The organism is Allomesorhizobium camelthorni (assembly GCF_011045125.1).
Lineage (GTDB): Bacteria > Pseudomonadota > Alphaproteobacteria > Rhizobiales > Rhizobiaceae > Allomesorhizobium > Allomesorhizobium camelthorni.
On sequence record NZ_JAAKZF010000019.1, the window covers coordinates 22,732 to 39,523 of the forward strand.

Sequence of the window (16,792 nt, forward strand, 5' to 3'; positions counted from 1 at the left end):
CGAAGCGGAGGAGGGGGACCGCCGAAGGCGGTCGAGGGGGCACGAAATCCAGCATACCGCCGCCCATGACACGCCCTGCCCTCACGCAAATCTCCCGCCTCGCCCGCCGGGCGAACGGCATCAGCGCTGCCGCCCGCATGGTGCCGGAGGAGACGCCGATCGCGCTGTCCTATGCCGGCACCACGCATGCGGTGATGATGGCCAGCCCGGCCGATTTCGAGGATTTCGCGCTCGGTTTTTCGCTGACCGAAGGCATCATCGCGTCGCCTGACGAGATCGAGCGAATAGAGGTCGAGGATCACGGCGCCGGCATCGATATTCAGATCAGGCTGAAGGACTCTGCCAATACGCGCTTCGAGGCGCGGCGGCGGCGACTTGCGGGGCCGGTCGGCTGCGGGCTGTGCGGCATCGAATCGATCGAGGAAGCGATGCGTTCAGTCGCCGAAGTCGGCTCGGCGCCGCTTTACCTTGCGGCCGCCGATGTCGTCCAATCGGTCCGGCTGCTGTCGAAAATGCAGCCGCTGCATGCCGAGACCGGCGCGGTGCATGCGGCCGGCTTCTACATTCCCGGCCAGGGCGTCATCGCGGCGCGCGAGGATGTCGGCCGGCACAATGCGCTGGACAAGCTTGCCGGAGCGCTGGCGCGCAAGGGCGTCGCCGGCTCATCGGGCGCGGTCGTCGTGACCAGCCGGGTTTCGGTCGAGATGGTGCAGAAGACGGCGGCGATCGGCGCGGCGTTCATCGTCGCGGTTTCGGCGCCGACGGCGCTGGCCATCCGAACGGCCGAGGAAGCCGGCATGACCTTGGTCGCGCTGGTGCGCGGCGACGACTTCGACATTTTTACCCACCCTCACCGCATCACGCCCGGAGCCGCCAAACATGTCGCATGACGAGAACCACAGCGCAGCCGTCAAGGCAAAGCTCGTGCGCATGGCCAACCAGATCGCGACTTTCTTCAAGTCGAAGCCGCATGAGGAAGGCGTGGCGGGCGTTGCCGAGCACATCAACAAATTCTGGGAACCGCGCATGCGCCGGCATCTGTTCGAGATCGTCGACGCCGGCGGCGAGGGGCTTTTACCGCTGGTGCTGGAGGCGTCGGCCAAGATCAGAAGGCCGAGCGAGCCCGTGACGCCCGCGCAGGCCGCTGAAGCCGATGCCGATGTGAGTGGCTGAAGGATAGGGCTAGCGTAGCACTCCCCCCACTGGTGAGGCGTAAGGGGTTCCGATCAGCGCCCCGCCCGCTTCCAGTGGTCTTTGATATGCTGGAATCCTTCACGGTAGACCGCTTCGGGGCTTTCGGCGAAATCGCGCCAGACCTTCGTGGCGGCGGCCAGATCCTTCAGGCCGCGCCCGAAGGATTCGATGGTCAGCCAGCCGTCGTAACCGCTGCCGCGAATCGCCGAAAAAGTCTTTCGCCACGGTATGTTACCGCGGCCGGGGACGCCGCGGTCGTTCTCGGAAATGTGGACGTGGACGATGTGGTTCGTATGCTTCGTGAACGCGCCAATCGGGTCGGCTTCCTCGATGTTGCAATGGAAGGTATCATACATCGCGCGGATGTTTTCATGAGCAATTTCATCGAGATGGGCGCAGAGATCGTCCATCGTGTTGACCAAGTAGCATTCGAACCGGTTGAGCGCCTCGAGGCCGATAGTGACCCCCTTCTTGGCGGCGTGGTCGCCGATGGCGCGCTGCGAGGAGACGGAGCGCTTTTTCTCGGCAGTGGTCGGACCAGTGCCGGAGAAATGGCCTAGGGTCGAATGAAGCGGGCCTGAAAGCCTGTCGGCGCCGAGCGCGGAAGCGCAGTCGATCGCCCATTTCATGTAGTTTATGCCGGCCTTGCGGGCGGCGGCGTCGCCGATCAGGTTCATGGCCGGATCGCCCATGGCCGAAACGGCTGTGCGCTCCAGTCCTATGCGGTCGAGCATCTCGCCGAGGCGCTTGTAGTCATCGGGCGAGCCTTCGAAAATCGGTATCTCGACGCCGTCATAACCGGTCGTCTTGATGTCCTTCAGCAGTTTCTCGTGCTTGCCGGTGACGTTGGTCGTCCACAGGAACATGCAGAAGCCGATTTTCATCAAGCCCTCGCCACGTGATCTGGTCCGACCAGATACGCAAGTTTTCGACAACCGCGCAAGAGGCCAAACGGGACCCTTTACGCGCTTATGCGAAGGATCGGGGGATAAAAAGCTCCCGCAGCGCCATTCACGCACCAAAAATGGCGAGCTAGAACAATAGCTTGCCCGAAAAAGCCGGGGCGGAACGGCCGGAATTTGTACACAAACCGGCCTGGCCTTGCGAACGGCGCGATCTCACATCGAAAAAGGCCCGCTTGGCCGTGCTATCGCGTCACCCATGCGCGATCATGACGTGGCGGACGGCGGTGTAGTCCTCCAGCGCGTAAAGCGACATGTCCTTGCCGTAGCCGGACTGCTTCAGACCGCCATGCGGCATCTCGTTGGTCAGCATGAAATGCGTGTTGATCCAAGTGCAGCCATATTGCAGGCGGGCGGCCGTCGCCATGGCGCGCGACACGTCCTTCGTCCAGACGGAGGAGGCCAGGCCGTAGTCGCTGTCATTGGCCCAGTCGACCGCCTGGTCGACGTCGGAAAAGCGCGTCACCGAGACCACCGGCCCGAACACTTCGCGGCGAACGATCTCGTCCTCCTGCAACGCGCCGGCGACGACCGTCGGCTGATAGAAGAAGCCGCCGCCCTCGCCCGGCCGGCCGCCGGTGGTGATCTCGATGTGCTTCAGCTCGGACGCGCGCTCGACGAAGCTCGCGACGCGGTCGCGCTGGCGCTGCGAGATCAGCGGCCCGATCTCGTTTTCGGTGTCGTCGGGCTGGTTGAACTTTATCGTCGAGACGGCGGAGGAGAGGTCCGCGACCAACCTGTCGTAGATTTTCGCGCCGGCATAGATGCGGCAGGCGGCGGTGCAGTCCTGCCCGGCATTGTAGTAGCCGAAGGCGCGCAGGCCGTTGACCACTGCGTCGATGTCGGCATCGTCGAAGACGATGACCGGCGCCTTGCCGCCGAGTTCGAGATGAGTGCGCTTGACCGATTTGGCGGCGGCCTGCAGCACCTTCTTGCCGGTGGCGACATCGCCGGTGATCGAGATCATGTTGATCTTCGGATGGTTGATGAGCGCATTGCCGACGCTTTCGCCGCGCCCGAGCACGACGTTGACCACGCCTTCGGGCAGGATCTCGGCGAGGATCCTGGCCAGCTTCAGCGCCGTCAGCGGCGTCTGCTCGGACGGCTTGAACACCACCGTATTGCCGCCGCCGATCGCCGGCGCGAGCTTCCAGGCCATCATCATCAGCGGGTAGTTCCACGGCGCGATGGAAGCCACGACACCGATGGGGTCGCGGCGGATCATCGAGGTGTGGCCGGTCAGATATTCGCCCGCCACGACGCCCGGCATGGAGCGCACCGCGCCGGCGAAGAAGCGCCAGCAATCGACGATGGCGGGTATCTCGTCATTGAGCACGGCATTGATCGGCTTGCCGCAGTTCAGCGCCTCGAGCTGGGCGAACTCCTGCGCGTCGGCTTCTATCCGGTCGGCGATCTTGAGCAGGTAGCCTGAGCGCTGCGCCGGAGTGGTGCGCGACCAGATCGCGAACGCCTTTTCGGCCGCGGCCACCGCCGCCTCGATCTGGGCCTGCGACGCCTCGGGCAGGCCAAGCACGGTCTCGCCGGTCTTCGGGTTCAGGATCGGCTCTTCGGTCTCGGTGCCCTTTTCGAAGCGCGATCCTATCAGCATCTCGGTGTACATTTTTTCTTCCTTTCAATCTTTCAGCGGTGCGGCCACTGGCCCGCACCTTTCTGGAGCGATTTTGATTGCTTGTTCGGTCGAGGCATGGATTCCCGACACTCTCCGCTTCGCTCCGCTCGCTCACGAGGCCGGGAATGACGGAGCTTGCTTTGCCCCTTTCCGCAAATCGCCCACCTTCGCGGCTGACGGAGGGGATCATCGCAGTGCGTCCTTCGAGGCTCCCCTTCGACAGGCTCAGGGTCGCACCTCAGGATGAGGGAGGTGGGTGCTGTCACCCTCATCCTGAAATGCGGCACAGGGTTTGCGGGATGGGAAGGGTTGGCGCATTCCTCCTTCATTCCGAAGTGCCGCACTCGCGCCTCAGGATGAGAGAAGTTGGCGCCGACCTTCTTCATCCTGAGGTGCGAGCGAAGCGAGCCTCGAAGGACGCACTGCTTCGATTTGTCGGTGTTCACTTCCCACCTCCCGCGATCTGGTCGCCGTCGCGGGTGAGGTAATAGGCGGCGAGGATAGGCAGCAGCGTCACCAGGACGACGACCATGGCGACGACATTGGTGACCGGGCGCTGGCGCGGCCGCACCAGTTCCTCGAGCATCCAGATCGGCAGCGTCTGCTGCTGGCCGGCGGTGAAGGTGGTGACGATGACCTCGTCGAAGGACAGCGCGAAGGCCAGCATGCCGCCGGCAAGCAGCGCGGTGCCGATGTTGGGCAGGATAACATGGCGGAAGGTCTGGAAACCGTCGGCGCCGAGATCCATCGACGCCTCGATCAGCGAGCCGGACATGCGGCGGAAGCGCGCGACGGCGTTGTTGTAGACCACGACCACGCAGAAAGTGGCGTGGCCGAGAATGATCGTCCAGAACGAGAACGGGATTTCGGCGAGGTTGAAGGCCGAGCGCAGCGCGATGCCGGTGATGATGCCGGGCAGCGCGATCGGCAGGATGACGAGGAGCGAGATCGTTTCGCGGCCGAAGAATTTTGTCTGGCTGACGGCGGCGGCGCAGAGCGTGCCGAGCACCAACGCGATGGCCGTGGAGATGGCTGCGACCTGCACCGACAGCGTCAGCGCCTGCCAGACGTCCGGACGGTTCCATGCCACGGCGAACCATTGCGTGGTTAGACCGGGCGGCGGCCACTGATAGCTCTTTTCCTCGGTGGTGAAGGCATAGACGAAGATCAGAAGCAGCGGCAGATGCAGGAACAGGAGGCCGGCGGCGGCGGCGATCTTCAGGCCGAGAGGAGCGGATTGCTGGCGGTCAGAGCGCATGGGCGGCTCCTTGCGAGCGGACGCCTATGCGCAAGACTGGCCCCCTCCACCACGCTTCGCGTGGTCCCCCTCCCCCGCTTCGCAGGGGAGGATCCGACTGCATCGCCGCCGCTGATCCTCCCCCGTTTACGGGGGAGGGGGACCGCCGAAGGCGGTGGAGGGGGCGTGCGAACTCACAGCGCATCGAACGCCCCCATGCGTTTTGCGCCCCACAGATAAAAACCCATCACCACGATCGGAACGACGGTGAAGGCGGCGGCGAGCGGGATGTTGCCGGCCGTGCCCTGGTGCGCGTAGACCGCCTGGCCGATGAACAGGCGCGACGTGCCGATGATCTGCGGGATGATGTAGTCGCCGAGCGTCAGCGAGAAGGTAAAGATCGAGCCGGCGACGATGCCCGGCAGCGCCAGCGGAAACAGCACGTTGCGAAAAGTCTGCGCTGGCGAGGCGCCGAGGTCGGAGGACGCCTCGATAAGGCTTCCCGGCACGCGTTCGAGCGCGGCCTGAACCGGCAGCACCATGAAGGGCAGCCAAACATAGACGAAGACGATGAAGGTGCCGGTTGCCGAAACCGAGAGCGAGTTGCCGCCGACTACAGGAATGGAAAGCCAGGCGTCGATCAGCCACATCAGGTGCAGTTTTTCGAACAGCCAGGTGAGGATGCCTTCCTTGGCGAGGATCAGCTTCCAGGCGTAGATTTTTACCAGATAGCTGGACCACAGCGGCAGCATGATGCCGAGATAGAACAGCGCCTTCCATTTGCCGCGCGCAAAGCGCGCCGCGTAGTAGGCGATCGGGAAGGCGATGATGGCCGACGCGATCGTGACGATGGCGGCCATGGTGACCGTGCGGATGATGATGTCGAGATTGGCGGGCAGGAACAGCTCGCCATAGGTCTTCAGCGTGAGTTCGCGGTTGATCAGGCCGGAGAACTCGTCGATCGAGAAGAAGCTCTGCAAAAGCAGCGCAAACAGCGAGCCGAGATAAACGATGCCGAGCCACAGCACCGGCGGCGCCAGCATCAGGAAAAGCAGCAGTCTTGGCCTGCGCCAAAAGAGATCGGAGAGCGCACCGATTATGCCGCCCCGGCTCGGCAGGATGGCGGAGGTCGGCTTGCGATCAGAAATGGCAATCGCGGCGGCATTGCTCATATCGCCGCCTCCAACCTTCGGCGGTTTCGATTGGAAGTACCCCCACCCCTAACCCCTTCCCTCAAGGGGGAGGGGGATTCTGCGGCGGCGCTATCGGATCCCAGCCTTCGACGATTTCGGGCGAGACGGCAGTGGCCTAGTCCCCCTCCCCCTTGAGGGGAGGGGCTAGGGGTGGGGGTATGAAGCCTGTCGGTCATCTTTCGCCATCCATCAGGCCCAAGGCGCGCAGTATCTCCTCAATGCAGCCGTCGAATGAGTCAGAGAGGTCGCCCGTCGTGAATCTCAGGACGCTATAGCCCTTTGTCGCCAGCCAAGCGTCGCGACGTGTATCTCGAACCATCCGGTCGGGCAGAAAATGGTGCTCACCATCGACTTCGATCACCAGCGCCTTGGAGTGGATCACGAAGTCGACAACATAAGGTCCAATGGGCGTCTGTTTGCGCGCGTGCAATCCGTAGAGGCGGCGGAATTCCTTGAGCTCGGACCAGAGCTTCCGCTCGCCATCCGTCATGTTGCGGCGCAGCTTGCGGGCTCTGGAGATGGCGGCAGGGGTGACTGACGTTGGCATGGCAACTAGGCCTTTGCGGTCGAAACGAGATGATTTCTGGCGAAAGTACCCCCACCCCTAACCCCTCCCCTCAAGGGGGAGGGGGATTCCGCGGCGGCGCTAGCCAACCCCAACCTTCGGCGATTTCGATTGGAAGTACCCCCACCCCTAGCCCCTCCCCTCAAGGGGGAGGGGGATTCTGCGGCGGCGCTATCGGACCCCAACCTTCGGCGGTTTCGGGCGAGACGGCGGCGACCTTGTTCCCCTCCCCCTTGAGGGGAGGGGTTAGGGGTGGGGGTACTTTCCGCCCCGCTGTGCATGATGTGCATAGCCTCGGCGATCATTGCGGGCCTTCCATCAGATGCAGGTCGGACGGCAGCCAGTGCAGCGATACGGTGGCGCCGTCGTCCGGCAGCGGTTGGCCGGCGGGCGTGACGATTTGGAGGCGCAGCCCGTCGGCCTCGACGGTGACGCGGTTGGTGGCGCCGAGAAAGCTGCGCGACACAACGGAGCCGCAGACCCCCTGCCCGGCTTCGCCGTTGCCGATGCGGATCTTTTCCGGCCGAAGGCTTGCCCAACGCGGCTGGCAGCCATGCAGCTTGACGAAATCGGGCGGCAGCACGTTGGAGGAGCCGACGAAATCGGCGACGAAGCGGGAGCGCGGCCGCTCATAGATTTCCTGCGGCGTGCCGATCTGCCTGATGCGGCCCTCGTGGAAAACGGCGACGCGGTCGGCCATGGACAGCGCCTCGCCCTGGTCGTGGGTGACGAAGACGAAGGTAATGCCCAGCGTCTTCTGCAACGCCTTCAGCTCTTCCTGCATGTTTTCGCGCAGCTTCAGATCGAGCGCGCCGAGCGGTTCGTCGAGCAGCAGCACCTTGGGCTTGTTGACCAGCGCACGGGCGAGCGCGACGCGCTGGCGCTGGCCGCCCGAAAGCTGGCCCGGGCGGCGGGCGCCATAGCCGGGAAGCTGCACCAGCCGCAGCGCCTCCTCGGCGGCCGACGCCCGCTCGGCCTTGCCGACGCCGCGGACCATCAGCCCATAGGCGACATTGTCCAGCACGTTCAGATGCGGAAACAGCGCGTAGTCCTGGAACACGGTGTTGACGTTGCGGCGATAGGGCGGGACGCCCTCGGCGCGCTCGCCGAAGATCTCGATGCTTCCGGCGGTCGGCTGCTCGAAGCCGGCGATGAGGCGAAGGCAGGTGGTCTTGCCCGAGCCGGACGGCCCCAGCATGGCAAAGAACTCGCCGGGCCTGATGTCGAGGTCGACCGCATCGACGGCCTTCACTGTGCCGAAGTGGCGGGAGACTTGTCGGAAGGAGACGGCGGTGGTCATTGGTGATGCCATCAGAGGGTGGATTCCGTTTCGATGCCGGCGCTGCCCTTCATCCGCCTGCCGGCACCTTCTCCCCGTATCCTTCGACAAGCTCAGGACGGGGAGAAGGGAGGCTGGCCGCAACGCTGGCGACCCCCTCTCCCCGTCACTATACGGGGAGAGGGTAAGGGTGAGGGGCGGCGCGATGCTGTGTGGACAGGCTACCCTGCTCACCGCCCCCCGATGACGCCGATGTAGTCCGACACCCAGCGGTAGTAGGGCACGCACTGGTCGCTCTGGGTGGCGCATTTCGCGGTCGGCGTCGTCCAGAACTTGACCTGCTCGAAATTGTCGAGGCCGTTGGTGGTGCAGCCTTCGGCCGTCTGCATGCCGCGCCCATCCGTGCAGGCGGCCGGAACCGACGGATTGGCGCCGAACCAGACCGAGAGGTCGCTCTGCAGGTTGGACGACAGCGAATGCTCCATCCACATGTAGGAGCAGTTGGGATTGGCGGCGTCGACATGCATCATGGTGGTGTCGGCCCAGCCAGTGACCCCTTCCTCCGGGAACACCGAAGCAACCGGCTGCTTGTCTGCCTTGAGCAGATTGACCTGGAACGGCCACGAGCCGGAGGCGACGACGCCTTCGTTCTTGAAGTCGTCGATCTGGATGAAGGCGTCATGCCAGTAGCGGCCGACGAGCGTGCGCTGGGTGCGCAGGAGGTCGAGGGCGGCCTTGTATTGTTCCTCGTTCAACTCGTAGGGGCTCTTGATGCCGAGCTCCGGCTTGTGCGTCATCAAATAGAGCGCCGCGTCGGCTACGTGGATCGGACCGTCATAGGCCTGGACGCGGCCCTTGTTGGACTTGCCGTCGGGAAGGTTCGTCTCCTCGAACACCACGTTCCAGCTCTTGGGCGCTTCCTTGAAGACGTTGGTGTTGTACATCAGAACGTTCGGCCCCCACATGTAGGGCACGCCGTAATGGACGCCGTCGACCGTGTGCCAGGGCGCGTCCTTGAGGCGGTCGTCGATCGTTCCCCAGCTCTTGATCAGGTCGATGTTGATCGGCTGCACGCGCTTGCCGGCGATCAGCCGCAGCGAGGCGTCGCCCGAGGCGGTGACGAGGTCGAAGCCGCCCTCGTTCATCAGCGCGACCATTTCGTCGGAGGTGTTGGCGGTCTTGACGTTGACCTTGCAGCCCGTCGCCTCTTCAAACTTGGTCACCCAGTCGAAATTCTTGTCGGTCTCGCCGCGCTCGATATAGCCGGCCCAGGCGACGATGTTGACCTGGCCCTCGCCTTCGCCGATCTCCTTGACCTGGGCGATTGCCTGGCCGGAGAAGCTCAATGCGACAGTCAGCGCGGTGCAGGATTTCAGGAACGATTTCATGACGATTCTCCCATTGGCGGGGCCGCTCTCTGGAGGCGGCGTTATCCCGGCAAATGCAAGGTGACCCGAATATCGCGCATTCGCAAATTCATTTGTCAGAACGCCGATATCGGTTTTTCCGATAGGTATGGAAGGCTCAGGGGACAGTTTACTTTCTTTCCGCAAAGAGGCCGAAGCACCTCCAGCACAATGCGAGCGGAAAAAAGTAAACTGTCCCCGGGAGCTACGGTCGCTGGCGGACGGAGCGCTGGCCCTGCGCCATGCCGATGAAGTCGCGGGCCGATTGCGGCAGGCTGGAGCCGCGCCGCCAGACCATGCCGACCTGCACCACCGGCAGCGCGCCGGAGATGTCGCGGGATTCGATGCGGTCGCCTTCCAGCGACCACGGCCGGTAGACGAGGTCCGGCAGGAGCGCCACGCCGGCGCCGGTGGCGACGAGGCTGCGCACCGCCTCGACCGAGCGGGTGCGGAAGGCGACATGCGGGCGCGCGCCGAGCGCCACCAGAAGCTTGCCGGTGTTCTCCTCGATCTCGTCGACGGTCAGCATGATCAGAGGCTCGGCGGCGATGTCGTTGACGCCGATGATGTCGGCGCCGGCGAGGTGGTGGCCGAGCGGCAGCCACAGCCGGTAGGGCGAGACTTCGAGGATTTCGGCCTGCAGCGCCATGCGGTCGCGCAGGTTGGAGATGACCATGACGGCGACGTCGAGCTCGCCGCCGACCAGCAGATGCTCGAGATAGTCGCCATTGTCCTCGATGGCGGTGACCTCGACGCCGGGAAAGGCGCGGCGGTAGCGGGCGAGAAGGTCGGAAAGCACATAGCCGGCGACCAGCGAGGTGACGCCGAGATGCAGCCGGCCGCTCGTCCGCTCCTGCTCATGCGAGAAGGTGCGGCGCGCATCCGAAACGTCGGCCAGGATCTTTGTGGCGTGGCGCAGGAACTGATGGCCCTTGTGGGTGATGTTGAGCCCGCGCGGATGGCGCTCGAAGAGTTCGACGCCGAGATCGCTTTCGAGCTCCTTGATCGCTTCGGTGACCGAGGACTGCGAGATCGACAGGTTCTGCGCGGCGCGCGAAACCGTGCCCTGCTCGGCCACGGCGACGAAGAACTGCAGCTGCCTGATGGTGAACGCCATGGCGCAAATAGACACGCTGGCGCGGGTGTTGGGAAGTGGCGGCTTGACGGCTGGAAGATTCGTAACTAATTTAGTTACATGAAACGAAACAGCCGATTTTCCTCCGCCTTGCACATGCTCGTCCACATGGCCGAAGCGGGCGGGCGGGCGCTGACCTCGGAGGAGCTCTCGTCCTTCATCCACACCAATCCGGTGGTCGTCAGGCGCAGCATAGCGGGCCTGCGCGAAGCGGGCGTCGTCGCCTCCTCGCGCGGGCATGGCGGCGGCTGGCAGCTCGGCCGCGCGCCGGAGCGGATTACGCTGGCCGAGATCAGCTCGGCCCTCGGCGAGACGCTGCTGCCGTTCAGCACCGAGCCGGAAAGCCCCGGCTGCCTGGTCGAGCAGGCGGTGATCGCGGCGCTGGAGGGTTTTCGCACTGAGGCCGAACGGCTGCTCGCCGAGAAGCTCGGCCGCATCACGCTTGCCGACCTGGCGGCCGATTTTCGCCGCCGCTATGACGAAATAGGAGTGACCAGCCATGCAGTATGATTTGATCGTGGTGGGCGGCAGCTTCGCCGGCCTCTCCGCCGCAACGCAGGTCGCAAGGGCGCGCCGGCGGGTGCTGGTGATCGACGGCGGACAGCCGCGCAACCGCTTCGCGGCGCACTCGCACGGATTCCTGGGGCAGGACGGCCGCACGCCGGCGGACATTCTCGGCGATGCGAGGAAGCAGCTGCTCGCCTATCCGACAGCGATAATCGTCGATGCGTATGCGGCGAAGGCCGAGGCGGCGGGCGACGGTTTCGCCGTCGCACTGGAGGACGGCAAGACGTTCGAAGGGGCTCGGCTGCTGCTCGCGACCGGCGTCCGCGACACGCTGCCGGACATTCCCGGCCTGCAGGAGCAATGGGGCAAGACCGTGCTGCACTGCCCCTACTGCCATGGCTACGAGGCTGCGGGCGGGCCGCTCGGCGTGCTGGCTGTCGGCGCGATATCGATGCACCAGGCGCTGCTCATTCCCGATTGGGGCGACGTCACGCTGTTCACCAACGCCGCCTTCGAACCGGATGCGGAGCAGATGCGGGCGCTCGATGGACGAGGCGTTAAACTGGAGCCGGCGCGCATCGCTGCCTGCGAGGCCGTTGGCGCGGACGGACTGGTGGTGCGCCTCGAGGACGGGCGCGCGGTCCGGGTCAAGGCGCTGTTCACAGCGCCGCGCACCAGCATGGCGAGCCCGCTCGCCGAACAACTGGGCTGCGCCTTCGCGGAGGGCGGGCTTGGCCCGATCGTCAAAGTCGACGAGCTGCAGCAGACGAGCGTTCCGGGCGTCTATGCGGCGGGCGACGCCGCCCGCTCCATGACCAATATCGCGTTTGCGGTGGCGGACGGCGCGTTTGCCGGCGTGGCGGCACACCGGTCGCTGATTTGGGACAGCTTTTAGCCCGCCGCCGCTTGCTGGCCGCCGGCGATGGTGAGCCTGGCGCCGGCTTCGCCGATGGCGGCGGCGATGTCGCGCGGGGGCATTCGGTCGGTGACCAGTTCGTGGAAGCCCGAGAATGAGCAGACCTTGACCAGCCCCTGGCGGCCGAACTTGCTGCGGTCGGTCGCCACCAGCGCGCGCATGCCACGCGAGACCACCATGCGCGCGAACTCCGCCTCGTCCAGATCGTAGTCCATGATGCCGGTGGAGGCGTCGACGGCGGCCGCCGTGATGACCGCGTGGTTGACGCTGAAGCGGCTGACGAATTCGATGGCCGAGGCGCCGAAGGCGGCGCCGGAATCGCTGCGCAGCTCGCCGCCGGCCATATAGACCTTGTTGCCGTTGACGGTGGCCAGGGTGCGGGCGATGTCGGACGAGTTGGTGATCACGGTCAGCCGCCGGTGACCGAGCAGTTCGCGGGCGAGGAAACTGGTCGTAGTACCGGTGTCGAGCATGACGGATTCGCCGTCGCGGATGGTGGCGGCAATATGTTTGGCGATGGCGCGCTTGGCGTCGGCGTTCTCGCGCATGCGGCGCTCGAACGGCGCTTCGCCGGCAAGCGATGGCAAGCCGATCGCGCCGTGCATCTTCAGCACCGAACCGTCACTGGTGAGCGGCTTGACGTCGCGGCGCACCGTCTCCAGCGAGACGTCGAGCCTTGCGGCGAGATCGGCAATGCTGATGGTGCCCTCCTCGCGCACGAGCCGCAGAATTTCGCCATGCCGTTTCGAATGGTTCATTACTTCGGGATCCTGCCGGAATATCGCAATCAATGACCGGTTCTAGGGAAGCCGGGCATTCAATGCAAACAAGGGCTGAACAAAGCGGTCAAAAAGACAGGAATAACCACAGCATAACGTTGACAAGCGGCAACCGGGTGCAGAGATTGCCGCGCGTGACCGATCTTGCACACAGACTTACCCCGACCCCTAACCTTTCCCTACAAGGGCAGGGCTATTGCATGTGGGTGCAGTACGGCGCTGGCGACCCCTCCCCCTTGAGGGGAGGGATAGAGGGTGGGGGTAGAAACCACGCCGATCGCCTCCGAACTACCCTCATTTTTGCGTCAAATCGGATAAGAAAGCTGTCGTCATACCCCCACCCTCTATCCCTCCCCTCAAGGGGGAGGGGGTCGCCAGCGCCTCATTCCAATTATATGCGATTGCCCTGCCCTCAAGGGGGAGGCAGACTTTGCGGCAGCGCTCTCCTGCGCCAATCTTCGACGGTTTTCGCGACGCGAGCCGGGCGGAGCTTCGCGTGACAACCTCCGAAGACCGCATCCGTGCGCTGCCCCTGTGGAAAGGCGGCGTCGCGATCGAGCCGCTGCGCGGCGGCATCAGCAATGAGAGCTATCTGGTGACCGACGGCGTGGGCCGGCATGTCGTGCGTTTCGGCAGAGATTTTCCGTTCCACCACGTTTCGCGCGAGCGCGAGATCATGACCGCGCGCGCCGCCCACGCCGCCGGCTTCGCGCCCGAGGTGCAATATGCCGAGCCGGGCGTCATGGTGACCGCGTTTCTTGGCGCGAAGACCTATGGCGCGGAGGACGTGCGGGCAAACCGTGAGCGAATAGCGCTGCTGCTCAGGCGTTTCCACACCGAGATGCCGCGGCACATCTCGGGCGCGGGATTCATGTTCTGGGTCTTCCACGTCATCCGCGACTATGCCCGAACGCTGGAGGCCGGCGGCAGCCGCATGGCGGCCGAACTCCCCGGCTATCTGGCGCTCGCCGAGGAACTGGAGCAGGCGCAGACGGCGCTGCCGGTGATCTTCGGCCATAACGACCTGCTGCCCGCCAACATACTCGACGACGGCTCGCGGCTCTGGCTGATCGACTTCGAATATGCCGGCTTCTCCACCGCCATGTTCGACCTCGCCGGCGCGGCCTCGAACGCGGGCATGACGGAGCAGGAATCGCAAGAATTCCTGGCCGCCTATTTCGGCAGCAAGCCCTCGATCGAACTGCTGCGCTCCCATGCGGCGATGCAGTGCGCCTCGCTGCTGCGCGAGGCGATGTGGAGCATGGTCTCTGAACTGCACCTGACCGCGCCCGGCGTAGACTATGTCGCCTATACGCAAGACAACCTGACGCGCCTCACTGAGGCGCTCGAACGCTACCGCCTCGCATACGGAAAATCCCGAGCATGACCCTGCCAAGCCACGCCCGGATCGTCGTCATCGGCGGCGGCATTGTCGGCTGCTCGACGGCCTATCATCTGGCGCGCGATCACAAGACCGACGTAGTGCTTCTGGAGCAGGGCAAGCTGACCTCGGGCTCGACATGGCATGCGGCGGGCCTAGTCGGGCAGTTGCGGTCGTCGGCCTCGATCACGCGGGTGCTGAAATATTCGGTCGAGCTCTACAAGGGGCTGGAAGCCGAAACCGGGCTCGCGACCGGCTGGAAGATGACGGGATGCCTGCGGCTCGCTGCCAACCAGGATCGCTGGACCGAATACAAGCGGCTGGCGACGACGGCCAAGAGCTTCGGCATGGACATGCAGCTTCTATCGCCGGCGGAGGTGAAGGCAATGTGGCCGCTGATGGAGGTCGGTGACCTCGTCGGCGCAAGCTGGCTGCCGACCGACGGCCAGGCGAGCCCGTCCGACATCACGCAGTCGCTGGCCAAGGGCGCGCGCATGCACGGCGCGAGACTGTTCGAGGATGTCCGCGTCACCGGCTTCGAGATGAAGGACGGCCGCATCGTTAAGGTGAACACGGACCAGGGCGACATCGCTTGCGAAAAGGTGGTGAACTGCGCCGGCCAGTGGGCGCGGCAGGTGGGCGCGATGGCCGGCATCAACGTGCCGCTGCAACCGGTCAAGCACCAGTACATCATCACCGAGAAGATCGCCGGGCTGGCGGCCGATGCGCCGACGATCCGCGACCCGGACCGGCGTACCTATTTCAAGGAGGAGGTCGGAGGGCTGGTGATGGGCGGCTACGAGCCCAACCCGCAGGCATGGACGACCGGGCTGTCGGGCGGGGACGTTCCCGGCGACTGGCAGTTCCGGCTGTTCGACGACGACTGGGACCATTTCGAACAGCATATGACCCAGGCGATCGCCCGCATCCCGGCGTTGGAGACGGCCGGCGTCAAGCAGATGATCAACGGCCCGGAGAGCTTTACGCCTGACGGCAATTTCATCCTCGGCGTCGCGCCCGAATGCGAGAACATGTTCGTCGGCGCGGGCTTCAACGCCTTCGGCATCGCGTCGGGCGGCGGCGCCGGCTGGGTGCTGGCGCAGTGGACGATGGACGGCGAGGCGCCGCTCGATCTCTGGGTGGTCGACATCCGCCGTTTCTCCGGCCTGCATCGCGACCGCCAATGGGTCTCGGATCGCACACTGGAGGCCTATGGCAAGCACTACACGATCGGCTTCCCACATGAGGAATATGAGAGCGGCCGGCCGCGCGTCGTTTCGCCGCTCTATGAAAGGCTGAGGGCGCGCCGCGCGGTGTTCGGCTCCAAGCTCGGCTGGGAGCGGCCGAACTGGTTCGCGCCCGAGGGGATCGAGGCGCGCGACATCTATTCGATGGGCCGCCAGAACTGGTTCGAGCCTGTCGGCGAGGAGCACCGGCATGTGCGCGAGGCGGTCGGCATCTTCGACCAGTCCTCCTTCGCCAAATACGAGATGACGGGAGCAGACGCGCTGAAGGCGCTGGATTGGATCTGCGCCAACGATGTGGCCAAGCCGGCGGGGCGGCTCACTTATACGCAGCTGCTGAACAGCCGCGCGGGCATCGAGGCGGACCTGACCGTGGCGCGGCTTGCCGACGACAAATTCTACATCGTCACCGGCACCGGTTTCCGCACACACGATCTCGCCTGGATCAGGGATCATATCCCGGCCGGGCTCGATGCGGCGCTTGCCGATGTGACCGAAGAATTCGGCACGCTATCGCTGATGGGACCACGCGCGCGGGACGTGCTGGCGGCGGTCACCGACGCGGACGTCTCCAACGCCGCCTTCCCGTTCGGCCATGTCCGCGAGATCGCCATCGCCGGTTATACCGTGCGGGCGCTGCGCGTGACCTATGTCGGCGAACTCGGCTGGGAACTGCATGTGCCGATCAGCGCCACGGGCGACGTTTTCGACACGCTGACGGCGGCGGGCAAGCCGCACGGCGTCCGCCCGGTCGGCTATCGCGCGCTGGAATCGCTGCGGCTGGAAAAGGGCTATCGCGCCTGGGGTTCCGACATCACGCCCAACGACACGCCCTTCGAGGCCGGGCTGGGCTGGGCTGTGAAACTGCGCAAGGATACGGACTTCATCGGCCGAAAGGCGCTCGAGGCGTTGCAGGGTGCAACGCCGAAAAAGCGCCTCGCCTGCTTCACTGTCGACGACCCCGAGATCGTGCTTCTCGGGCGCGAGACGATCCTGCGGAACGGCGAAGCGGTCGGCTATCTGACCAGCGGCGGCTATGGCTACACGGTCGGCAAGAACATCGGCTACGGCTATGTCCGCAACGCCGACGGCGTCAGCGGCGAGTATCTCGCGTCGGGCGAATATGAGCTGGTCGTGGCGATGGAGCGGACGAAAGCGGCGCTTCATATCGAGCCGCTTTACGACCCGGCGGGAGCGAAGGTGCGGGCATAAGCAAAGCGCGCATTGCCGCCAGCACAGGCGTGTAGATTCGACGCGTGCCGAAAAACCCTTTATGAACGGTAAATTACGGGCATAGCAACGCCACAATTGCGCGCGATGATATCGTCCGGCGTGCTTGCGGCGATGCTCGCCGGTCTATTTTT

At 64.9% G+C, this 16,792-nt stretch carries 15 protein-coding genes; 6 read left to right on the top strand and 9 right to left on the bottom strand.

Features of this window, described 5'->3' with window-relative positions; all coding sequences use genetic code 11:
* The first annotated feature begins 65 nt into the window (after window positions 1-65).
* Together fdhD and G6N73_RS15420 are read left to right on the top strand one after the other, a co-directional pair.
* Window positions 66-890, top strand: coding sequence for a formate dehydrogenase accessory sulfurtransferase FdhD (gene fdhD, locus G6N73_RS15415; RefSeq protein WP_165029044.1), 825 nt, complete (start codon window positions 66-68; stop codon window positions 888-890).
* Complete coding sequence (locus G6N73_RS15420) at window positions 880-1,173, top strand: formate dehydrogenase subunit delta (RefSeq protein ID WP_165029046.1); 294 nt, start codon at window positions 880-882, stop codon at window positions 1,171-1,173. Before fdhD ends, G6N73_RS15420 begins: the two co-directional genes overlap by 11 nt.
* Before the next feature lie 53 nt (window positions 1,174-1,226).
* Here G6N73_RS15420 and G6N73_RS15425 read toward each other — a convergent pair whose 3' ends face one another.
* The 8 genes from G6N73_RS15425 to G6N73_RS15460 all read right to left on the bottom strand — a co-directional run bounded on the left by G6N73_RS15425 (window position 1,227) and on the right by G6N73_RS15460 (window position 10,583).
* Entirely contained in the window at window positions 1,227-2,078 is an 852-nt protein-coding gene (locus G6N73_RS15425; protein ID WP_165029048.1) for a sugar phosphate isomerase/epimerase family protein, read from the bottom strand.
* 271 nt (window positions 2,079-2,349) lie between these two features.
* On the bottom strand, window positions 2,350-3,777 hold the full coding sequence (locus G6N73_RS15430) for a gamma-aminobutyraldehyde dehydrogenase (protein WP_165029049.1): 1,428 nt from the start codon (window positions 3,775-3,777) through the stop codon (window positions 2,350-2,352).
* A 451-nt stretch (window positions 3,778-4,228) separates the two neighbouring features.
* Complete coding sequence (locus G6N73_RS15435) at window positions 4,229-5,044, bottom strand: ABC transporter permease (RefSeq protein WP_165029051.1); 816 nt, start codon at window positions 5,042-5,044, stop codon at window positions 4,229-4,231.
* A 173-nt stretch (window positions 5,045-5,217) separates the two neighbouring features.
* Window positions 5,218-6,195: an ABC transporter permease gene (locus tag G6N73_RS15440; RefSeq protein WP_165029053.1), complete on the bottom strand. Its 978-nt coding sequence runs from the start codon at window positions 6,193-6,195 to the stop codon at window positions 5,218-5,220.
* Between the two features lie 193 nt (window positions 6,196-6,388).
* Window positions 6,389-6,763: an endonuclease domain-containing protein gene (locus tag G6N73_RS15445; protein WP_165029055.1), complete on the bottom strand. Its 375-nt coding sequence runs from the start codon at window positions 6,761-6,763 to the stop codon at window positions 6,389-6,391.
* A 319-nt stretch (window positions 6,764-7,082) separates the two neighbouring features.
* Window positions 7,083-8,081, bottom strand: coding sequence for an ABC transporter ATP-binding protein (locus tag G6N73_RS15450; RefSeq protein WP_165029057.1), 999 nt, complete (start codon window positions 8,079-8,081; stop codon window positions 7,083-7,085).
* A gap of 209 nt (window positions 8,082-8,290) precedes the next feature.
* The gene (locus G6N73_RS15455; protein ID WP_165029059.1) at window positions 8,291-9,448 is read right to left on the bottom strand and encodes an ABC transporter substrate-binding protein; all 1,158 of its coding nucleotides are present in this window, start codon (window positions 9,446-9,448) and stop codon (window positions 8,291-8,293) included.
* A gap of 223 nt (window positions 9,449-9,671) precedes the next feature.
* A complete protein-coding gene (locus G6N73_RS15460; RefSeq protein WP_165029061.1) occupies window positions 9,672-10,583 on the bottom strand; it encodes a LysR family transcriptional regulator in 912 nt (303 codons plus the stop codon).
* Window positions 10,584-10,661: 78 nt separating this feature from the next.
* Between G6N73_RS15460 and G6N73_RS15465 the strand changes: the two genes are divergently transcribed.
* Window positions 10,662-11,111 carry an RrF2 family transcriptional regulator gene (locus G6N73_RS15465; RefSeq protein WP_165029063.1) on the top strand — a complete coding sequence of 150 codons (450 nt, stop codon included), beginning with the start codon at window positions 10,662-10,664 and terminating at the stop codon, window positions 11,109-11,111.
* Window positions 11,101-12,003 (top strand): NAD(P)/FAD-dependent oxidoreductase, encoded by a 903-nt coding sequence (locus G6N73_RS15470; protein ID WP_165029065.1) that lies wholly within the window; start codon window positions 11,101-11,103, stop codon window positions 12,001-12,003. The genes G6N73_RS15465 and G6N73_RS15470 overlap by 11 nt, the downstream gene beginning before the upstream one ends.
* On the opposite strand, the gene G6N73_RS15475 is transcribed toward G6N73_RS15470, so the two are convergent.
* Window positions 12,000-12,782 (bottom strand): DeoR/GlpR family DNA-binding transcription regulator, encoded by a 783-nt coding sequence (locus tag G6N73_RS15475; RefSeq protein ID WP_165029066.1) that lies wholly within the window; start codon window positions 12,780-12,782, stop codon window positions 12,000-12,002. The genes G6N73_RS15470 and G6N73_RS15475 overlap by 4 nt on opposite strands.
* 517 nt (window positions 12,783-13,299) lie before the next feature.
* Between G6N73_RS15475 and G6N73_RS15480 the strand changes: the two genes are divergently transcribed.
* Window positions 13,300-14,190 carry a phosphotransferase gene (locus G6N73_RS15480; protein WP_165029068.1) on the top strand — a complete coding sequence of 297 codons (891 nt, stop codon included), beginning with the start codon at window positions 13,300-13,302 and terminating at the stop codon, window positions 14,188-14,190.
* Window positions 14,187-16,640: a GcvT family protein gene (locus G6N73_RS15485; RefSeq protein ID WP_165029070.1), complete on the top strand. Its 2,454-nt coding sequence runs from the start codon at window positions 14,187-14,189 to the stop codon at window positions 16,638-16,640. Before G6N73_RS15480 ends, G6N73_RS15485 begins: the two co-directional genes overlap by 4 nt.
* Window positions 16,641-16,792 lie beyond the last annotated feature (152 nt).